Raw genomic sequence first — 19097 nt, 5'->3', positions numbered from 1 at the left:
AGTTGTGCTAACAATCAATAATTCCCAATAATTTACCAATTGGACAGAGCTACCCTTGAGGAGATCTAGTCCTTTTGGCAGTAAGAGCCGAAAACTTAATTCTGAATATTCCGTCTTTTTAATAGGGTTAAGTTTATGCAACGCTAGTGTATCACTATGAAAAAATTAAATGCAAAACCACCAAAGATAGAAACAGAATCGCGGGGATATTCCCCATAAAATAACCTCAGCTGCATGTTTGTAGTTACGATCCCCGGCATATGGACGCCTTATGCAAAATTTCCATTCCGAACGTATTTATGGTGTCCAGCGGCTATCATCATGGCAGCATCCAAGGAGCAGCCGTCAGCGGGCGCCGTACGGGTACCCGGGCTGGCGGATCGGCCGCTTATGCCCGGCCCCGGATAACCCGCCGCACAGCGGCTGCCCGCGCCGGGTCGGTGCCTCCGCAAGCGGCAGAAGACTTGCCGCTCGCGGAACCTGCCCTGCGCGCTGACGCTTCCCAGCCTACCCCGAAGCGCCTCCTACGGCCGCTTCGGGCAGGCCCCGGCGCACCAGGCGGCGGCCCGGCGGCGTGCGGTAGAAGAGCCGCTCGAGCAGCCCGAACGCGCTGCCGGCGGCCCAGTACAGCCCTACGGCGGCCGGCGCCGCCCACGTGACGGCCAGCGGCACGAGCAGCAGCAGGAGCCCGAGGAACACGCGGCTGCCCATGCCCGGAGCCATGCTGCCGAGGACCGGCGCCTCCGCCATCGGCAGCAGACCTGCTGCAGCGGAGAGCAGCCCGGCTGCCAGCGGCAGCAGATGCAGCGGGTCGGCCACGCCTAGGCTGGCCATCCACGGCAGCAGGAACGTCGTCATCGTACTGCCGTGGGTGAGGAACAGCCCATACATAGCCATGAGCAGGGGCGCCTGCACGAGGGCCGCGGCAAAAGGGGCGAAGGGCCGGATACCATACGCGCGGTTCACATCGGCGGTATGCCGGACCAGCTGCGGCAGGTCCTTCCCGTGCTTCTCCCGCAGCTTCGCGAGCTCCGGCTGGGCCGCCGCCGTGCGGACCTGCTGCCGGGCGGCATTCAGGTTGAATCGGATCAGGAGCAGACGGACCCCGAAGGTCAGCAGGATCAGCGCCGCTCCCCAGTCTTGGGTCCATCCGTAGATCAGGCTCATCACATGAGCGAGCACATCAGTTAAGGGTTGAACGAAGGTATACATGAATAGGGTTCCTCCTTTGGATGCCTGCACAGGCTTCCAGATGAAGCCCGGGCAGGGGATTACCTGCCAAGAACAACGTCAGCAAGGCTTCCTAAGGAACCGTTAGCGGGCTTCCTCCCCTTCGCCGCTCCCCGTTCTCGGGGGACGCAGCAGACGAACGGCGAACCGGCGGCGCCGGGGAGCAGGGAGGATGCCTTCCTCCCGCGGCAGAGGGAGGGAAGCGTTCGCCGCCGCGCGCCCTCCTCCAGCCGGAAGAGGCTGCCCGCCGGCCAGCAGCCAGGGCGCCAGCACCAGCGAAGTCATGCCCAGAAGCATCAGCAGGGCCGGCCAATCCATGGTCCATTCCACTATGCGCCCCTCCTTCCTCCAAGATACCGAATATCGTAAAAGTAGTTACGAATGAAAATCCCCGCCGTTTCACAGTAAACCATCATCCGCATGGCCTGGCAGCGGCTCTCTTCGTCCCCTTCCTGCGCCCCTCATTGAGTACCGTACATAGAACAGCAGGAGCGCCGGGCACCGCTGCCCTTTACATGAGCTACGGGTAAAAGATCAATATTTTCCACTTTTGAGAGCAAGGTTGTCGGGTGTCAAACTTATTGAGCTGCCCATATAATAAAATTGTAACCGTTTTCTTAATGAGAGACAAGGGAAGAGCAGGGTTTCTACAACCGGTTAGTCTGTATTCACGGACGACAGGAAACCGGTTTCAACCCTCTTGGAGAGGCCCCGCTCCAGGATGAGGGAAGAACCTCAGCCTCCCACCGCCAAGCGAAAGCGTTACCATAATAGGACACTCTCTTCTGCCAGTGTTCCTTCCGAAAGGAGGCTTGCCCTGAGCTTCGTCTGATCACGCCACTCATGAATTTACGGCAGTCCCCAGGAATCTCCTTCCTGCTCTATGGGCAGAGTCCCCCTTCGCCTACAGGGGCGACGGGAGAGGGGAGCCCATCCGCCTGCCGTGCCTGCCGCTACGATCACGGCATCCTATTCCTTTATAAGAAAGCTGGTGTACTTCTGATGAAATCCCGCTCACGATGGCTCCGCCGGTTCAGCGCCGCCTCCCTGGCCCTGGCCCTCGCTCTGCCATCTGCCGCCGCTTCGGCGGAAATTGCAGCCTCCCACGTGTATCACAACCACATGCCGAATTTTTGGCCCTATTATGACGTGTCGAAGTATGATTCCACGCCGGTAGGCGGTCCTGTCCGCTATATGTACGACGGCCAGGTCATCGACCTGAAGAAGAATCCTCCCGCGAATTACACGTATTATCTCCCGAACGGCTCACCGATGCCCCATGACGATCTCGTATCCTACTACACCCATCATGCCAAGACCGGCGCCTATCTCGAATGGCCCTGGGACGTGGCCGGCACACTGAAAGCCACCCACCCCTCGGCCCAGATGCAGGTGACGATGTCGGCCGCCGTCATCAACAACGTGAACAGCTTCATGTCCACGAACAATGTGCCGGGCTACAGCAATCCGAACTGGGGCACCCCGTGGAAGAACGCCTACAATACGCTGAAGACGCCGGGCGGCAACCGGACGCTCGATATGGTGCATTTTACGGGCCATCACACGATGGGCCCTCTCGTCGGCAACGACTATATGCTGAAGGACCTTATCTATCACAACGCCACGCTCGCCCAGCCGTACTTCCTCGGAAGCGATTTCAAATCGTCGAAGGGCTTCTTCCCGACGGAGCTCGGGTTCTCGGAACGCATCATTCCTGTGCTGGAGAAAATGGGCATCCAGTGGTCGGTCATCGGCAACAACCACTTCTCCCGGACGCTGAAGGACTATCCGCTGCTGAACGACCCCGGCAAAGACACCATGGTCTCCCCGCCGAACCGCGCGGACCTGCAGAACGCGAGCGATGTCGGCTCCTGGGTGTCGCAGCCGATGTTCAACGAGCAGCAGGTGACGCATAACAAGTTTCCTTTTGCCTCCACCCCGCACTGGGTGAAATATGTCAATCCATCGACGGGCAAAGAGTCCAAGATCGTCGGCGTTCCCGTAGCCCAGGCCGAGTCCTGGGAAGAAGGATATCAGGGCCAAGTGACCGCCAAGGCGCTCAAGCCGTTCGAGGGGCTTGTGGCGCAGAAGCAGTTCTTTGTCGTCGCGCATGACGGCGACAATTCCTCAGGCCGCGCAGGCGACAAAGGTACATACCTCAACGCGGGAGCGGTTACGTATTCCGATTCCGGGGTCAAGGGCATGGGCATCGACGAGTACCTCGCTTCGAACAAACCCGCGGCGTCGGATGTGGTGCATGTGCAGGACGGTTCGTGGATCGACACGCGCGACTCGTCTTCGGATCCGCAGTGGCATCACTGGAAGCTGCCGTTCGGCATCTGGAAAGGCCAGTTCGCCGACTTCAACCGGGTGATGGGCACAAACTACGAGCCGAAGAAGAACCTCTCCGGCGTGCAGGACGGCATGACTGTCTCCTTCGAGCACGGCTACCATTACCTCGAGCGCAACTTTGCGCTGCTGCAGGCGGCGGAGAACTACGCGAAGACGGCCGAGCAGATCTGGCTCGACGAGCACCCGGCCTACTGGCAGCCGACAACCGCGCTCGACAAGGAAGTTACCCATGCAGGCAACCAGCTTAACCCTTGGATGATGTCCTACCCCGTGAAGGGCGATGCGTCCAAAGACTATGCAGGCGGTGCCAATCCGGCCGAGCTGTCGTGGTACTTCCTCATGCCGGCCATCGATTCGGGCTTCGGCTACTATGACGAGAACCAGGACGACTCCGTGAAGCCGACCCTCTCGTTCAACCAGTCGCTCCACTTCTCGAAGCCGTATGTGACACCCAAAGCAGTCAAAGACCGCACCGGGCCGTCCGTCTGGTGGCCGCAGCGCTGGCCATATAACCCGGGCAGCGCCAACGTGGATAAGTCCGAGGGCTGGACGCTGCATCACTTTGACAACAATTTTGGCATCTATACCTATGCATACGACCTGAACGGCATCACGGACATCAAGGTGAAAATCCGCAAGCACAAGAGCAAGCAGGCGGATGCGGCGGACAACACGTTCCGCGTCTACGATCCGGCGACCCTGAAAGCCCAAGGCGTGGCAGGCATCGACCCGGCCAAGGTCGGCGAGTGGAAGGAATATCCGATGCAGCGCCGCGACCTGAGGCCGGACATCAACGGCGTGGACTGGCAGGCCGGCTCCAAGGCCGTACTGCAGAAGGTGCCGGCGCAGGAGATCGGCGACTTGTACTACTCCTATATCAAGGATTTGCGCGATGAGCTCGTCGACTACTACATCGAAGCGAAGGACAGTAAGGGCAATATCACCCGCAGTGACATCCAGCAAGTCTATGTCGGAGCAGGTACGTACAAGAACGTTGGCGGCAAAATCATCGAAGACGTCAATGGCGACATCAAAGGTACCTATCCGTTCTTGACGGATAAGCCGCCGGTGCTCGACACGACGGCGCCAAGCGTGCCGGCAGGAATCAAGGCCGCCTCCGCTTCCAAAACGTCGATCGAGCTGACATGGACGGCATCCACCGATGATGTCGGTGTTACCGGCTATGAAATCTACCGCAATGGCACCAAGGTCGGAACTTCCGCGGCGAACCGGTTCGTGGACAGCGGCCTGGCGGCCCTGACCGCGTACACGTACACCGTGAAGGCCTATGATGCCAAAGGCAACACCTCCGCCGCGAGCGCGGCAGCGACCTTGTCGACAACCGACCAGGGCAATGCGGCTACGGTCTACTACAAGCCCGGCTATACGACGCCGTACATGCACTACCGCCCGGCGGGCGGCACCTGGACGACGTCCCCGGGCACAGCCATGCCGGCTTCCGAGATCGCCGGCTATAACAAGCTGACCGTGGACCTCGGCGCCGCGACCTCCCTGGAAGCCGTATTCAACAACGGCAGCGGCACGTGGGACAACAACGGCGGGAAGAATTACATCTTCCCGGCAGGCACATCCACATACAGCGGCGGCGTGATTACCGCCGGCGCTCCGGGCGGACAGACCGCGGGTGACACCCAGGCGCCTAGCGTACCGGCTGGCCTGCAGGCTTCGGCGAAGACGGATACGAGCGTCACGCTCGGCTGGACCGTTTCGACGGACAACGTCAAGGTGACCGGATATGACGTGTACCGGGGCGGGACCAAGGTCGGCACGACCACCGGCACCACCTACACGGACAGCGGCCTGACGGCGAGCACAACGTACAGCTACACCGTCAAGGCGCTGGATGCCGCAGGCAACGCTTCGGCCGCTTCGGCCGCGCTAGCCGTGACCACGAATCCGGCCGCTGGCGTGGATACCAGCACGCTGACGTTCAAGGTCACGATGCCTGCGAACACGCCGGCGGGCGACAGCCTGTACGTCGCCGGCTCCTTCAACAGCTGGAATGCAGCCGATCCCGCTGCGAAGCTCGTGAAGCAGAGCGACGGCACGTATGCGCTCACCGTGAACATCCCGGCGGGCACGGCCGTGCAGTACAAGATCACCCGCGGATCCTGGGAGACGGTGGAAGTCAGCTCGACCGGCTCCGACGTCGCCAACCGCAGCTATACCAAGGGCGCCGGCGCGCAGACGCTCTCGCTCATCGTTGCCCGGTGGAAGGGGCTGTAAAGCCGGCCCTCTGAGGTATAGCGATGCTGGAATGATGAAATGGCGGATGGATGTATTGCGGCAGGGATGAAAGTTCCGCTCATCCGCTAAATGCAGAAAGACCGTGCCCCTCCTCAGGGTACGGTCTTTCTGCTGTCACGGCACCTCGCTCATGGGCTCAGAACATTCTGGGGATAAGAGGGAAAGTTAGGAGGAGCGGGCATGAAACCCCAACAGGGTAAAGATACTAGAAGAAAACCCAACAAGGAGGAATCCAATCTCATGCGGAATCATTCTACCGAGCGTATCGAAGCGATTCAGCAGCTCGCCGTCCCTTTGAAGGAACAATCGGCCCTGGACGATCTGGTCCGGGCTGCGTCGTCGGCCCGCTGTGTCCTGCTGGGCGAAGCGTCCCACGGCACATCCGAGTTCTATACCCTCAGAGCTGAGATTACGAAGCGCCTGATAACCGAGCACGGCTGCCGGATCATCGCGGTGGAGGGGGACTGGCCGTCCTGCTTCAGCGTGAACCGGTATATCAAAGGCCTGCCGGATGCGGAAGACCATGCCGCCGAGGCGCTGTCCGCCTTCGACCGCTGGCCGGAGTGGATGTGGGCGAACCGGGAGATCCGCGATCTTGTCGAGTGGCTCAAGGAGCACAACGCCCCGCTCCCTCCGGAGCAGAAGGTCGGCTTCTACGGGCTCGACGTCTACTCCCTCTGGGAGTCGATGGATGAGATTCTGCAGTACCTGGAGCGGACCGGCTCCCCGAACGTAGAGGAAGCCCGGGCCGCCTTCGAATGCTTCGAGCCCTTCGGCGGAGAAGGCCAGTCGTACGGGCTGTCCGCGTCGCTCTTCGGAGAGGGCTGCCAAGACGAGGTGGTCGCGCTGCTGGCGAAGCTGCGGACCGAACGCACCCGCCCGCAGGATCCGCAGGAAGAGGCGCTTGATGCCGAGATCAATGCGCTGGTGGCCGTAGACGGGGAGCGGTATTACCGCGCCATGATCACGCACGACGCCGAGTCCTGGAATATCCGGGACCGTCATATGACCGAGGTGCTCCACCGCATCCTGAACTTCCACGGGCCGGAGTCCAAAGCGGTCGTCTGGGAGCATAACACCCACATCGGCGACGCCCGGGCGACTGATATGTTCGCGGACGGCATGGTGAACGTCGGTCAATTGGCCCGCGAACAAATGTCCAGCGGCGATGTCTATGCCATCGGCTTCGGCACCCACCGGGGGACCGTCATGGCCGGGACCAGCTGGGGGGCGCCTGCCCAGGTCATGGAGGTGCCGCAGGGGATCAGCGGCTCGTGGGAGGACCTGCTGCATCATGCCGTCGGCGAGGACTGCGTCCTGCAGCTGAAGGATGCGCCGGCCGTGCTGCGCGAGACGATCGGCCACCGGGCGATCGGCGTCGTGTACCACCCGGCCCATGAACGCGGCAACTACGTGCCGAGCCGGCTGCCCGACCGCTATGACGCGTTCGTGCACGTCGAGGTGTCGAAGGCGGTTCGGCCTTTGGCCAGCGAGCCAGTACACGTCTAACGCGCTGCGGGTACGGCCGTTCTAGGTCGAGCCGGCTGCCGGGCGGCTATGACGCGTTCGCGCACGTCGAGGTGTCGGGGAGCCGATTGGCCTCTGGACGGCGAACCGGTACAACGTCTAACGCGCTGCGGGTACGGCCGTTCTAGGTCGAGCCAGCCGGCAGCGGCCACGACGCGTTCGTGCACGTGGAGGTGCCGAAGGCGGTTCGGCCTCTGGACGGCGAGCCGGTACAACGTCCAACGCGCTGCGGGTACGGTCGTTCTAGGTCGAGCCAGCCGGCAGCGGCCACGACGCGTTCGTGCACGTGGAGGTGCCGAAGGCGGTTCGGCCTCTGGACGGCGAGCCGATACAACGTCCAACGCGCTGCGGGTACGGTCGTTCTAGGTCGAGCCAGCCGGCAGCGGCCACGACGCGTTCGTGCACGTGGAGGTGCCGAAGGCGGTTCGGCCTCTGGTCGGCGAGCCGATACAACGTCCAACGCGCTGCGGGCACAGCTGTTCTATGCCGAACCGGCTGCCCTGCGGCTATGACGCGTTCGCGCACGTTGAGGTCGGGGAACCGATTGGCCTCCGGCCCTATTCATCTGATCTTCGCCGCCCCCGGGTACGGCAGCGGGCTTGACCCCGCTCCCCTCCTTGTCTTACGCTGGGATGAAGAAGGATGCAGAGAGGGGCGGACAAACCATGCGGAGCAGAGAACAGGACGAGCGGCGCAGACACGGCCATCAAGGGGAACAGGAGGCAGCGGAACGCCCCATCATTCCCCTGCCGAAGGAAACGCTAGAGGACAGGGATGTCATCCTTCATGCGCAGATGGAGCAGCATCGGCTCGCAAGCGATGCCTACGAGGAATTCGTAAAGAACGGCGGGCTGGAGAAGCTGCCGGGGCTCGGCAAGCCGCTCGAGGTCCCGACTGGCGACATCCTCTCCTCCATCATGCTGCAGGCGAAGATCCAGCCGCCATTCCTCATGCTGCGGACAGAGATCCGCAAGCATATGGAGCTCGCGCTGGAGCTTCTGAAGCAAGACCCCGGCAGCCCCGAGATCGACGCGAGCCTGGACGATGCCAACAAGCAGATCACAGAGCTGAATTACCAGGCGCCCAGCCTCAGCCTGCACCGGAGGAAGCTGACCCGCGAGAATCTCCGGGAGCAGTATGACCGTTGGTACAAGTAGGGAGACGAAGCGGGGGGCGACCAGAATAAGGAGAGACTGCGGTGCAGATCCGCTTGTCTCTCCTATTGGTGTTGGACTTGCAGTCCGTATGCTATGGACATAGATGAAGCGTTGGTCTTCCTAGGAACTCCTAATCGCTTGTCATGTGGAGCAATCGATTAGACGGGATTGGAACAGGCATCCGTCCCGGCTGCCCAAAAGCGGCGCCTACCGCTTCGCCCCCCGCCCGCGCCGCCGCGCACAAGATAAGCGGCTTCGCCGTCCTTCATCGAGCCCCGGTGAGATATAGATTCTTAGATTTGCACAAAGCCCCCAACCTCACGGCCTGGGGGCTTTGTTCCGCTGGTTAATCGCCTACGCGAGGCGCACGCTCCACTCGCGGCGGCCCGCCTCCGGCGTAAGCCGCACGCCCTGCGGCGTGTGCTCGGCCGCGGCGCCCTCCGCGCTTGCGCTGCCGATGCCGCGCAGCAGCAGGCTCCACGCCCCGGCGCTGCCGCCTTCGGCGCGCACGCTCAGGCTCTCGCCGCTGCGTGTCACGCTCACTCGCAGCACCTCCTCGGCCTGCGTGCTGTACACGACCCGCTCCGCCGAGGCGCCGTCCGCCAGCTCGAAGAGCTGCAGCTCCACGCCGTCCGCGTAGTCGTAGTCTGGCCGCGTGGCGTCCGCGCCGACCGGCAGCAGCGTGCCGGGCCGCACGTAGAGCGGCAGGCTCATGTAGCCGTGCTCTTCCTCGCGCCACGTACCGCCCTCCACCGTCTCGCCGGTGAACAGGTGCGTCCAGCGCCCCTGCGGCAGATAGTAGCTGACGCGGCCCTCTTCATTGAAGACCGGCGCGACCAGCACCGAATCGCCGAGCATATACTGGCGGTCGAGGTAGCCTGCGGTAGGGTCGTCGCCGAACTCGAGCAGCATGGCCCGCATGAGCGGAAGCCCCTTCTGCGAGGCCTCTACCGCGCCGCCGAACAGGTACGGCATCAGGCGGCACTTCCACTGCGTGAAGAACCGCATGACGTCGACGGACTCCTCGTCGAACGCCCATGGCACGCGGTACGACACGTTGCCGTGCAGGCGGCTGTGCGAGGAGAACAGCCCGAATGCCGTCCAGCGCTTGTACACGTCCGCCGAGGACGTGCTCTCGAAGCCGCCGATATCGTGGCTCCAGAAGCCGAAGCCCGAGAGGCCCAGCGACAGGCCGCCGCGGAGGCTCTCCGCCATCGATTCGTAGCTCGCGAAGCAGTCGCCGCCCCAGTGGACCGGGAACTGCTGGCCGCCGGCTGTCGCAGAGCGGGCGAAGACTACGGCCTGCCCTCGGCCCAGCTTCTCCTCGAGCACTTCGAATACGACCTTGTTGTACAGGTGCGTATAGTAGTTGTGCATCCGCTGCGGGTCCGATCCGTCGTGGTAGACGACATCGGTCGGAATGCGCTCGCCGAAGTCGGTTTTGAACGAATCGACGCCCATGTCCACCAGTTCGCGCAGATAGCCGGCATACCACTCGCACGCCTCGGGATTCGTGAAGTCTACGATGCCCTGGCCTGGCTGCCACCGGTCCCACTGCCAGACGTCACCGTTCGGGCGCTTGATGAGATAGCCCCGCTCCCGGCCTTCCTCGAAGAGCCGCGACTGCTGTGCGATATACGGGTTGATCCAGACGCAGATATGCAGCCCCTTCTCCTTCAGCCGCTTCAGCATCGCCGCCGGGTCCGGGAACACCTCCGGGTCCCATTGGAAGTCTGTCCAGTGGAATGCCTTCATCCAGAAGCAGTCGAAGTGGAACACATGCAGAGGCAGATCGCGCTCGCGCATGCCGTCCACGAAAGAGTTCACCGTCTCCTCGTCATAGTTGGTCGTGAACGACGTCGTCAGCCAGAGTCCGAACGACCACGCCGGCGGCAGGGCCGGCTTGCCGGTCAGCGTCGTGTAGCGCTCCAGCACCTCTTTGCCTGACGGACCTCCGATCACATAGTATTCAAGCGATTCGCCCGGCACCGAGAACTGTACCTTCGATACCTTCTCTGAGGCGACCTCGAAGGACACCAGCTCCGGCTGGTTGACGAATACCCCATACCCGCGGTTCGACAGATAGAACGGCACGTTCTTGTACGCCTGCTCGCTGCTCGTCCCCCCGTCCCGGTTCCAGATGTCCACCGTCTGGCCGTTCTTCACGAACGGGGTGAAGCGCTCGCCGAGGCCGTAGATGAGCTCCCCGACGCCAAGGTCGAGCTCCTCCTTCAAATGCGCATCTCCGTCCGGCCCGCCGACATGAGCGATCGCTTTGCTCCCGCTGCCCGTGATTCGCCGGCCGTCCTGATAGAACACCGCGCGCCACTCCCCGGCCTCACGCACCTCCACCGACACCCGTCCGGCGGTCAGCCTTACGACACCGTCTCCGCGCTCTACCGTGACCGCATGCTCCTCGCTGCGCTGCAGCTCGAAATCCGGCCCCACATGCTGCACGCCGGCGTAATGCTCGATCTTCACGCCGATCACATCCGGCTGCGGCGAATAGTAGCGGATCGTGAGCAGCGGGCAATCGAGCTGTCCCCTGCGGCTCGACACATCCCGCGGCGCGGCGAGAACGGTAACCGAACGTTCCCCCGGCGTCACCGAGAAGACATGGGCGGCGTTGATCAGGTTATATCCTTCGCGGGTCATCCAAAAGCCGTCACTGAATTTCATAGCTAACTCCTCCTTGCGGCTCTTCGGCCGCAGCTTATGGGTATGTATAGAGGAACAACCGTCCCCCCTCATCTCCCGATGCCCCAGCATCAGCAGCGGAAGGCTCAGCCGAAGCCCGACTTTAACAGACTTCACCTGGTCTCGGCACGTTCCATCCATTTTTCAATAAACTTCCTGCCCTATGTTTCATTACGGAGTCCCAGGCTCCCCCCCCGTACATCCCGAAGGAGCCCAACCGGGCCCCGGGTGTATACTCCTTGCTTGCCATTAGAACGTTTATCCATCCGAGCTCATTATTTCGGTAAACAGTCTTATTCGTTAAACAGCTTCACGCGCTCTTTGACCAGCTTCGTGTATTCCTCTTCCATCTTCTTGATGTTCAGCTTCTCGAGCTCCTGCAGCATCCCGTCGTAGACGGCGTCGAACTGTTCGGGCTTGGCCAGGATGGCTTCCGGCACACGCTTCCATACGACCGTCTTCGCCTTGTTATAGATGACATTGACATCGGAGTCAGGCTCCACCGGGATCGACCAAGCGGCCCCCCAAGGCTTCACAGGGAATTCTTCTTTCTTCGGGAACAGGTCCTTCCACGTCGTTGCGCCGTACGCCTTCAGCGTCTCTTTGTCCGCATCCGAGTAAGAAGCGATCTTCTGCTCTACGGTCGTGGTGGTATAGGTGTTGCCGGACGGATCCTTCACGCCGTCCCCATAGCGGCCGGTAATAAAGTACTGCCCGATCCCAGTCGACTTGGAGAAGTTATTGCCGTCATTGACCTTCTTGTCCAGCACGTCCGGCGGAATCACCCGCTTGCCGTTCTCCACCTTGTAATGAACGCCTTCGATGCCCCAGTTGATGAGCACCTGGCCTTCATCGGACGCGAGATAATCCAGGAATTTGATCGCCCGTACCGGATCCTTGGCCGACTTCGTGATGCCGATCCCGTACCCGGCCAGATAACCCGTATCCTGGAATGAGTGGTCCTTGAAGCTCTCATTGAGCGTGACCGGATAGTGCCCGTACGTCCGGTCGAACTTGCCTTCCTTGCGGAGCGCATTCTGCGCTTCCTGGTAATCCCAATCTTGATCGATAAGCCCGAGCACGCGGCCCGAGGCGATCTTCGCCTTATATTGGTCATACTTCTGCACGAAGCTCTCGGGATCGATAAGTCCGACACTGTTCATATGGTTCAGCCAGCGGAAGTATTCTTTCTCCTCCGGCCGGAAATAGTGGAACTTGGCTTCATAGGTCTTCGGATCGATATAGTACTCCCCGTCGTCCGGAGCGCCCGTCGTCAGGAACGCCGGGTTCGTCACGGAGATCATGATGTGCCAGTCATCCGCATTGAGCGACAGCCCGATCGTCGGCTTCCCGTCGATGGTCGGATACTTTTCCTTATACGCTTTGATGGCGTTCTCATAATCCTGTACCGTACGGATCTTCGGATAGCCGAGCTCCTTCACAACCGCATGCTGCAGCTCGAAGCCTCCTCCTGCGTCGAAGTACTCTTGATCCACAGCCGAAATCGGGAGGATATAGATACTCGGGTCCTCCGTGCTCCAACGAAGACGCTTCATATATTTGCCGTACACCTTCTTGAGATTCGGCGCATGCTGTTCGATCAGGTCGGTCAAGTCGACCAGCGCATCGGCGGCCACCAGCTTACCGGGGTCCCCCTTGGGCAGAATCATGTCGGGATAGTCCCCGCTGGAGACCATCAGAGGGATCTTCTGGTCCGCGGAGCCGACCGGGAATTCCATCTTGAGCGTGACGCCGGTCTTCTCCGTCAGCTTCTTGCCCACTTCGTCCTGCATATTATTCCAAGTCGGATTCGGGTCGGCGCTGTAGACGGAGAGCGTCATCGGTTCCGTCCCTGACCCGGAGGCCTGTCCCGGCCCGGCGGCCGGCTCCTTCGCGCAGCCGGTTACCGTCACAAGCGCCGCAGCCACCATGACACTCAGCCATTTCGCTGATCTTTTTTTCATGAATGATCCTCCCTTTTCTCTTCCCGTGGTTATCGTATCATAGATTTTCCGGAGCTTCCCTAGCTTTTGACTGCCCCCAGCGTCATGCCCTTCACAAAATACTTCTGCAAAAACGGGTACACCAGCAGGATCGGCAGGGTCACGACAATCGTAATGGCCATCCGGATCGATTCCGGCGAGACGGCCGCGATGTTCTGCGCCATATTCGGGTTGCGCGCGGCATCCGCATTATTCTGCGTGCTCTGCAGCACCTTCATCAGCTCGTACTGAAGCGTCGTCAGCGTCTCGCTCGAAGAATTGTACAAGTACGTGTCGAACCAAGAATTCCACTGCCCTACCGCGATGAACAAGGCCACGGTCGCCAGCACCGGCTGGCAGAGCGGCAGCACCACCCGCCAGTAGATCGTGAAGTCGTTCGCCCCGTCGATCTTCGCCGACTCCTGCAGCGCGTACGGCAGACCGGTTATGTAAGAACGGATAATGAAGACGTTCCAGACGCTGAGCAGCCCGGGAATCAGGTACACCCAGAAGCTGTTGATGAGATGAAGCTCCCGCATCAGCATGTAGACCGGGATAAGGCCGCCGGAGAAATACATCGTCAGCGCGAACAGCATCGAGAACAGGCGGCGCGCCTGGAATTCCTCTCGGCTCAGCACGTACGCCACCATGGAAGCGGCGAGGACACCGATCAGCGTGCCCGCCAAGGTCCGGATCACCGAATTGCGGAAGCCCGTCAGCAGGCCGGAGTACTGGAAGATCGTCTCGTAATTCTTCAGCGTGAACTCCCGCGGCCAGATATGGATGCCGCCCCGCACCGTATCCGTCGAATCGTTGAGCGAGATTGCCAGCACGTTCAGGAACGGATACAGGGTGACGGCCACCGTGAAGATCATGGCCGCGTAGAGCACAACGTCGAACAGCTGGTCGGACAAGCTTTTGCGTGCCCAAGTCATATGCATGCCCTCCTAGATGATGCTTTCTTTGGTTAACCGCTTGTAGATGCCGTTGGCCGTCAGCACGAGCACGATACTCACCACGGAGTTGAAGATCCCGATCGCCGTCCCGTACGAATACCGGCTGAGTCCTATGCCGTAATTCAAGGCATACAGATCCACGACCTCCGAGTAATCAATGACGAGCGGATTGCTGAGCAGGAACTGCTTCTCGAATCCGATGGACACCAGATGTCCGATGGACAGAATCAGCAGCACCATGAATGTCGGCCGGATGCCCGGCAGGGTGATGTGCCAGATTTTGCGGAGGCGTCCCGCGCCGTCCACAGTCGCCGCCTCATACAGTTCGGGATCGATCCCGGCCATCGCGGCAAGGTAGATGATGGAGTTCCAGCCGGTCTCCTTCCACATGTCGGAAGCGGTTACAATCGACCAGAACCATTCTCCCTTCGCCATGAACTGCACCGGCGCATCGATGACCCCGAGACTAAGCAGCAGCGAGTTGACCGCGCCTCCCTCGGTTGAGAGCATCTTCGTTACGATGCCGGCTACGACGACCCACGATACGAAGTGGGGCAGGTACGAGATCGTCTGCACGGAGCGCTTGAAGAACTGGCCCTTGAGCTCATTCATCAGCAGGGCAAAAATAATCGGCACCGTAAACCCGACCAAGAGGCCCATGAGGCTCATCGCCAGCGTATTGCGGAGTACCAGGTAGAACCTTTCGTCCGCGAACAATTCGGCAAAGTTAGCGAGTCCCACCCACTTCTGTTCGAGCATCGACCGGCCCGGCCGGAATTTCTGGAAGGCCATCAGCCATCCCCAGATGGGCACGTAGCTGAAGACGATCAGCCAGATTACGAACGGCACGGACATGAAATACAGGTACTTCTGGCGGCCCATCGTCTGCCAGAACCCGCCGGAGCGGCGGGGCTTCTCCAGCGGGAGAGCACCCCTTGTTGTTAGCGGTTCCATGCGGCTCCCTCCTTTGTACGTTTCTTTTGGATATCTCTATGATACCGGAGCTGCCGCTGCCCGAACACACGTCGGATTGCACCTGATATCATGTCAAAATCGGATGTCGGCCGGGCATGCAAAGTAGACATTTGCGCGAGAAGCGCTTCCCCATACCGCCGCCGTCTGTGGTAAAGTAAACCCAAGAAGATAATCCCTTAGTGGAAGGATGCGGAACGATGAGTGGAATCGTCAACACACCTCGGCCCCCATATTATGCGGTGGTCTTTACCTCGGAACGTACGGACGGGGACAACGGATATGGCCGCATGGCCGACCTCATGGTGGAGCTGGCCTCGCAGCAGCCGGGCTTCCTCGGCGTCGAGAGCGCGCGGGACGCGTCCGGTCTCGGGATCACCGTGTCGTACTGGAGCTCACCGGAGGCAATCCAGTCGTGGAAGGAACATGCGCTTCACCGGACGGCGCAGGAGAAAGGACGCACGGACTGGTACGAACGCTACGCCCTTAGGGTCAGCAAAGTAGAGCGGGATGCGTATTTCGAGATGTAAGCAGATCGTGCGGGGGAAGGAACTGCAGGAAGGCGGAGAAGACGAGTGAGCACCTTATTCGAGCGTCATTATGACGCCCTGATGGGCTGGCTGGAGAAGCGGGGGTTCGCCCGCATCCGGGCGGAACTGCTGGAAGAGGCCACGGGAAGAGTGCTCGAGGTCGGATCGGGTACGGGACTGAACTTCCCGTTATACCGGAACTGCGATAGGGTCGTGGCGCTGGAGCCAAGCGAAGCCATGCGGCGCGCTTCGTTGGAGCGCGCCCGGCACGCTGCTGTTCCCATCGAACCGGTCACCGGCGATGCGCAGAAGCTCCCCTTCGCTGCCGGGTCGTTCGACACCGTGGTCGGCACGCTCGTGCTCTGCACCATCGGCGACCCTGCCCAGGCGCTTGCCGAGATGCGGCGCGTGTGCAAGCCCGGCGGCACCCTGCTGCTCTTCGAGCACGTCCGCTTGGACCACCCGGTGCTTGGGAGATTGCAGGACTGGCTCACGCCGGCATGGAAGCGCCTGTGCGACGGCTGCCGGCTTAACCGGGATACGGTCGGCACCCTGCAGCAGGCCGGATTCGAGATGCTTCACATCGAGCGGTATTATAAGGGGATATTCGTTACGGTCGTAGCTAGAAAACCGTAAGCTGCGGCGCCGCTGCAAGAAGGCCAGGTCCCCTGGAACCATAGGAGTACCAAGCAAGCTAAGAAGGAGAGCAGAAGCATGAACAACAACCCATCCACGCTGAATTACGATACATTCTGGAAAGACTCGGAGTATTTCACACACTTCGAACCGGTAACCGATGCGATGGTCCGCCGCACCGAGCAGCTGCTGGGTTACAAGCTGCCATCATCCTATATCGACCTCATCCGCACCCGCAACGGCGGAAGCCCGGTCCGTAGTTGTTTTCCGACAGCTGCCTCCACTTCCTGGGCGGAGGACCATATCGCGATCAGCGGGATCTGCGGCATTGGCGGACAATGGGGCATCGATTCGGAAGAGCTCGGCAGCCGCTTCATGATCGAGGAGTGGGGCTATCCGGACATCGGCATTGTCGTCTGCGAATGCCCGTCGGCCGGCCATGATGCCGTGATGCTCGATTACAGCGCCTGCGGGCCGGAGGGCGAGCCGCAGGTGATTCATGTCGATGTGGAGACAGGCGGCGAGCCCCGGCGGACGTTCCTCGCCGAAGACTTCCAGTCGTTCCTAGAGGGCCTGGTCCACGAATCGGCTTATGAAGAAGACCCGGAGGGACTCCGCCAGGCGGAGCTCGCTATAGCCAGAGGCGGAGCCTTCCCCCCGCTTCTGGCCGAGCTCTGCCGGCATGCGGATGATCCGCTCCTCGCCGAAGCGGCCCTCCGCCACTTCGGCGAGGCGCTTGTGGAGGAGAAGGGGTTCTTCGCGCTCCATGCCGATCCCCTGTCCTACCTCTTGTATGATCTCCAGTTCTGGCTCTATTCGCGCCTGTACCCGGTCGAGAGCCTTCCCGGGTACCTGGAAGCTTATTCGGGCATGACCGCCTTCGGCGGGGAGTTCGGCGCAAGCGGATATGCCCCAAGCTTTGTATCCGATTGGTTCAACCTCCGCTTGGAAGAGGGGCGGATTACTACAGAGGGCGGAAGGCTGGCTTTTACGGAGAGCTATGCCCGCGAACTGGCAGCGAGGCTGGAGGAAGCCCGGCGGCCCTAGCGGGATTCGGCGGCCGGTTGAGGCTCTTCCTCTTCTCGGCTTTTTCTTCTCGGCCGTTCTGTGCCGCGGAGTTCCGTTCAGCTAACCGCTGTTCCGAGGTCCAAAAAGCAAGAGGCTCTGCCCCCGTAATTCGGGTGGCAGAGCCTCTTTTCTATTTGGGGATAACACTTATTAATTACCGGACAAGCCTGTCTTCTGCAGGAGCTTGCTGATCAGCGTTACGGTCTCCGCCCGGTTCGTCAGCCCTTGCGGCTTGAACGTTCCGTCTTCGTAGCCCGAGAGCAGACCGAGCGCTTGCGCTTCTGCTATCGCATCGCGTGCATAGCCGCTCACAGCTCCGCTATCGGCGAAGCCCGCGGATGCGCCATTCCCGGCACCTGCCGATGGGGTCACAGCCTGCAGATAGCGGACTGCTCTGGTGAGCAGCACGGCGGCTTCTTCGCGGGTAATCTTCTGTCCACCGCGGAAGGAGCCGTCTTCGTACCCGGAGATCAGGCCCCGCTCGGACATCGCAGCGATATAGCCGGCATCCCAAGCCGCCGGATCGACATCCGTATATTGGGCCGCTGCCGCATCCGGAGTCCACCCCAGCGCACGGGCCAGAATGGCGGCGAATTCGGAACGGCTTACCGGCACCTCAGGCCGGAAGCTTCCGTCCGGATAGCCATCCACGACGAGCTGGTCGCCCAGCTGCTCGATGGCATCCTCGCCCCACGTCGAGGCAATATCCGTAAAGCTGCGGTTCTCTGCGATCACACCGAAGGTTCCGTTATGATCGGCCTTCAATACCAGAACCGGAGAACCGCTCACCTCAGCCCTATCGAACGGAACGGGATATACCGCACCGTCCTCGCTGAAGGTGACGCCAGCCGATTGGTTCACATTTGCCGAAGGGCGGAGCCCGAAGGCTTTGGTGAGATAGGTACCCTTATACTGGTTGTAAGGGTACGTTCTGCCTCCCGCTTCGACCACAATCGAGAAGTCGTACAGGCGGGCGGATGCCGCATCCACGCCTGCCGGAACCGGCTTAATTGTAATCGAGATCAGGATGCGGGCTTTCTCGGCATCCGCAGCGCTGATCCCCAGCGCTTTGGCAAGCGCAGCAGGGGTGAAGAGGCGGACCGGCAGGTCAAACGATGCACCGTCGGCCGAGATCCCCACGCTGCTCGCCTGATGACTAGAGCTGATCAGGGACATGATGCCGCTGCTGATCTCGATCTGCGCCTGCAGGGCATCCTTCGGCAGAGTAATGAGGAACACCTTCGGTCCCTTGGCACCTGCCAGCTTGTCTTTCACGGCGCTTTCGCTCAAACTGACCAGCGAGGACGAGCCGTTCGGGCTCACCGTAACCGCCAGCGGAACAAATTCTGCACCGCCCGGCTGTACCGGAATCAGCCATGGCCGTTCAGGTGCCGCCGGCACTTCCGGCTTAGGGGCAGGGCCAGGGAGCTCGCCGCTCCCTGTACTGCCGCCACCCGAGTTGCTGCCGCTGTTGTCACTTCCGCCATGATCCGAGCCGCCATCCCCGCCGCCCGTGCTGGAACGTTCACGGGTGATCTTCAGGATGTACCGCTTCTCGGAGCCGTCCGGCGCGGTAACGCTAATGTCGAACGTATTCAGCCCCTCGGAGAGATCGGCTGTCGCCGATACCGATCCCTGTGCGGTCGCAGCGCCGTTAATCGATACCATCGCCCCGGCATTCTCTGCCTCCGCTTGGATACCGATGCTGCTGGCACCGCTGCC

General features: G+C 61.1%; 13 protein-coding genes. 6 read left to right on the top strand and 7 right to left on the bottom strand.

The window, feature by feature from the left end:
* Nucleotides 1-507 precede the first annotated feature (507 nt).
* The gene (locus tag O9H32_RS31880) at nucleotides 508-1212 is read right to left on the bottom strand and encodes a YidC/Oxa1 family membrane protein insertase (protein ID WP_269870115.1); all 705 of its coding nucleotides are present in this window, start codon (nucleotides 1210-1212) and stop codon (nucleotides 508-510) included.
* 102 nt (nucleotides 1213-1314) lie between these two features.
* Nucleotides 1315-1560 carry a hypothetical protein gene (locus O9H32_RS31875; protein ID WP_269870114.1) on the bottom strand — a complete coding sequence of 82 codons (246 nt, stop codon included), beginning with the start codon at nucleotides 1558-1560 and terminating at the stop codon, nucleotides 1315-1317.
* Nucleotides 1561-2232: 672 nt separating this feature from the next.
* Between O9H32_RS31875 and O9H32_RS31870 the strand changes: the two genes are divergently transcribed.
* The 3 genes from O9H32_RS31870 to O9H32_RS31860 all read left to right on the top strand — a co-directional run bounded on the left by O9H32_RS31870 (nucleotide 2233) and on the right by O9H32_RS31860 (nucleotide 8534).
* A complete protein-coding gene (locus O9H32_RS31870; protein ID WP_409162894.1) occupies nucleotides 2233-5829 on the top strand; it encodes a carbohydrate binding domain-containing protein in 3597 nt (1198 codons plus the stop codon).
* A 261-nt stretch (nucleotides 5830-6090) separates the two neighbouring features.
* Complete coding sequence (locus O9H32_RS31865) at nucleotides 6091-7359, top strand: erythromycin esterase family protein (protein WP_269870112.1); 1269 nt, start codon at nucleotides 6091-6093, stop codon at nucleotides 7357-7359.
* A 683-nt stretch (nucleotides 7360-8042) separates the two neighbouring features.
* A complete protein-coding gene (locus tag O9H32_RS31860; RefSeq protein ID WP_269870111.1) occupies nucleotides 8043-8534 on the top strand; it encodes a DUF1992 domain-containing protein in 492 nt (163 codons plus the stop codon).
* Between the two features lie 354 nt (nucleotides 8535-8888).
* On the opposite strand, the gene yicI is transcribed toward O9H32_RS31860, so the two are convergent.
* The 4 genes from yicI to O9H32_RS31840 all read right to left on the bottom strand — a co-directional run bounded on the left by yicI (nucleotide 8889) and on the right by O9H32_RS31840 (nucleotide 15123).
* Nucleotides 8889-11213 carry an alpha-xylosidase gene (yicI, locus tag O9H32_RS31855; RefSeq protein WP_269870110.1) on the bottom strand — a complete coding sequence of 775 codons (2325 nt, stop codon included), beginning with the start codon at nucleotides 11211-11213 and terminating at the stop codon, nucleotides 8889-8891.
* A 311-nt stretch (nucleotides 11214-11524) separates the two neighbouring features.
* Nucleotides 11525-13195: an ABC transporter substrate-binding protein gene (locus O9H32_RS31850; RefSeq protein ID WP_269870109.1), complete on the bottom strand. Its 1671-nt coding sequence runs from the start codon at nucleotides 13193-13195 to the stop codon at nucleotides 11525-11527.
* Between the two features lie 59 nt (nucleotides 13196-13254).
* Entirely contained in the window at nucleotides 13255-14148 is an 894-nt protein-coding gene (locus O9H32_RS31845) for a carbohydrate ABC transporter permease (protein WP_269870108.1), read from the bottom strand.
* Nucleotides 14149-14160: 12 nt separating this feature from the next.
* Nucleotides 14161-15123 carry an ABC transporter permease gene (locus O9H32_RS31840; protein ID WP_269870107.1) on the bottom strand — a complete coding sequence of 321 codons (963 nt, stop codon included), beginning with the start codon at nucleotides 15121-15123 and terminating at the stop codon, nucleotides 14161-14163.
* Nucleotides 15124-15341: 218 nt separating this feature from the next.
* Here O9H32_RS31840 and O9H32_RS31835 point away from each other — a divergent pair, with 218 nt between their 5' ends.
* The 3 genes from O9H32_RS31835 (at nucleotide 15342) to O9H32_RS31825 (ending at nucleotide 17354) form a co-directional block, all read left to right on the top strand.
* Nucleotides 15342-15671 (top strand): antibiotic biosynthesis monooxygenase family protein, encoded by a 330-nt coding sequence (locus tag O9H32_RS31835; RefSeq protein ID WP_269870106.1) that lies wholly within the window; start codon nucleotides 15342-15344, stop codon nucleotides 15669-15671.
* Between the two features lie 45 nt (nucleotides 15672-15716).
* Complete coding sequence (locus tag O9H32_RS31830) at nucleotides 15717-16307, top strand: class I SAM-dependent methyltransferase (protein WP_269870105.1); 591 nt, start codon at nucleotides 15717-15719, stop codon at nucleotides 16305-16307.
* Between the two features lie 78 nt (nucleotides 16308-16385).
* Nucleotides 16386-17354 carry an SMI1/KNR4 family protein gene (locus O9H32_RS31825; RefSeq protein WP_269870104.1) on the top strand — a complete coding sequence of 323 codons (969 nt, stop codon included), beginning with the start codon at nucleotides 16386-16388 and terminating at the stop codon, nucleotides 17352-17354.
* A 171-nt stretch (nucleotides 17355-17525) separates the two neighbouring features.
* Here O9H32_RS31825 and O9H32_RS31820 read toward each other — a convergent pair.
* A partial coding sequence (locus O9H32_RS31820; protein ID WP_269870103.1) for an S-layer homology domain-containing protein occupies nucleotides 17526-19097 on the bottom strand: 1572 nt, incomplete at its 5' end.

This window comes from Paenibacillus caseinilyticus, assembly GCF_027533645.1.
GTDB classification, from domain to species: Bacteria; Bacillota; Bacilli; order Paenibacillales; family NBRC-103111; genus Paenibacillus_G; species Paenibacillus_G caseinilyticus.
The sequence above is the reverse complement of the archived record's forward strand: the minus strand, read 5'-3'. Positions and strand labels throughout refer to the sequence as shown.

Excerpts from the sequence above, each read along its gene's own strand:
- O9H32_RS31880 (WP_269870115.1), bottom strand. The coding sequence starts at position 1,212 with ATGTATACCTTCGTTCAACCCTTAACTGATGTGCTCGCTCATGTGATG.
- O9H32_RS31870 (WP_409162894.1), top strand. The coding sequence starts at position 2,233 with ATGAAATCCCGCTCACGATGGCTCCGCCGGTTCAGCGCCGCCTCCCTG.
- O9H32_RS31865 (WP_269870112.1), top strand. The coding sequence starts at position 6,091 with ATGCGGAATCATTCTACCGAGCGTATCGAAGCGATTCAGCAGCTCGCC.
- O9H32_RS31860 (WP_269870111.1), top strand. The coding sequence starts at position 8,043 with ATGCGGAGCAGAGAACAGGACGAGCGGCGCAGACACGGCCATCAAGGG.
- yicI (WP_269870110.1), bottom strand. The coding sequence starts at position 11,213 with ATGAAATTCAGTGACGGCTTTTGGATGACCCGCGAAGGATATAACCTG.
- O9H32_RS31850 (WP_269870109.1), bottom strand. The coding sequence starts at position 13,195 with ATGAAAAAAAGATCAGCGAAATGGCTGAGTGTCATGGTGGCTGCGGCG.
- O9H32_RS31845 (WP_269870108.1), bottom strand. The coding sequence starts at position 14,148 with ATGACTTGGGCACGCAAAAGCTTGTCCGACCAGCTGTTCGACGTTGTG.
- O9H32_RS31840 (WP_269870107.1), bottom strand. The coding sequence starts at position 15,123 with ATGGAACCGCTAACAACAAGGGGTGCTCTCCCGCTGGAGAAGCCCCGC.
- O9H32_RS31835 (WP_269870106.1), top strand. The coding sequence starts at position 15,342 with ATGAGTGGAATCGTCAACACACCTCGGCCCCCATATTATGCGGTGGTC.
- O9H32_RS31825 (WP_269870104.1), top strand. The coding sequence starts at position 16,386 with ATGAACAACAACCCATCCACGCTGAATTACGATACATTCTGGAAAGAC.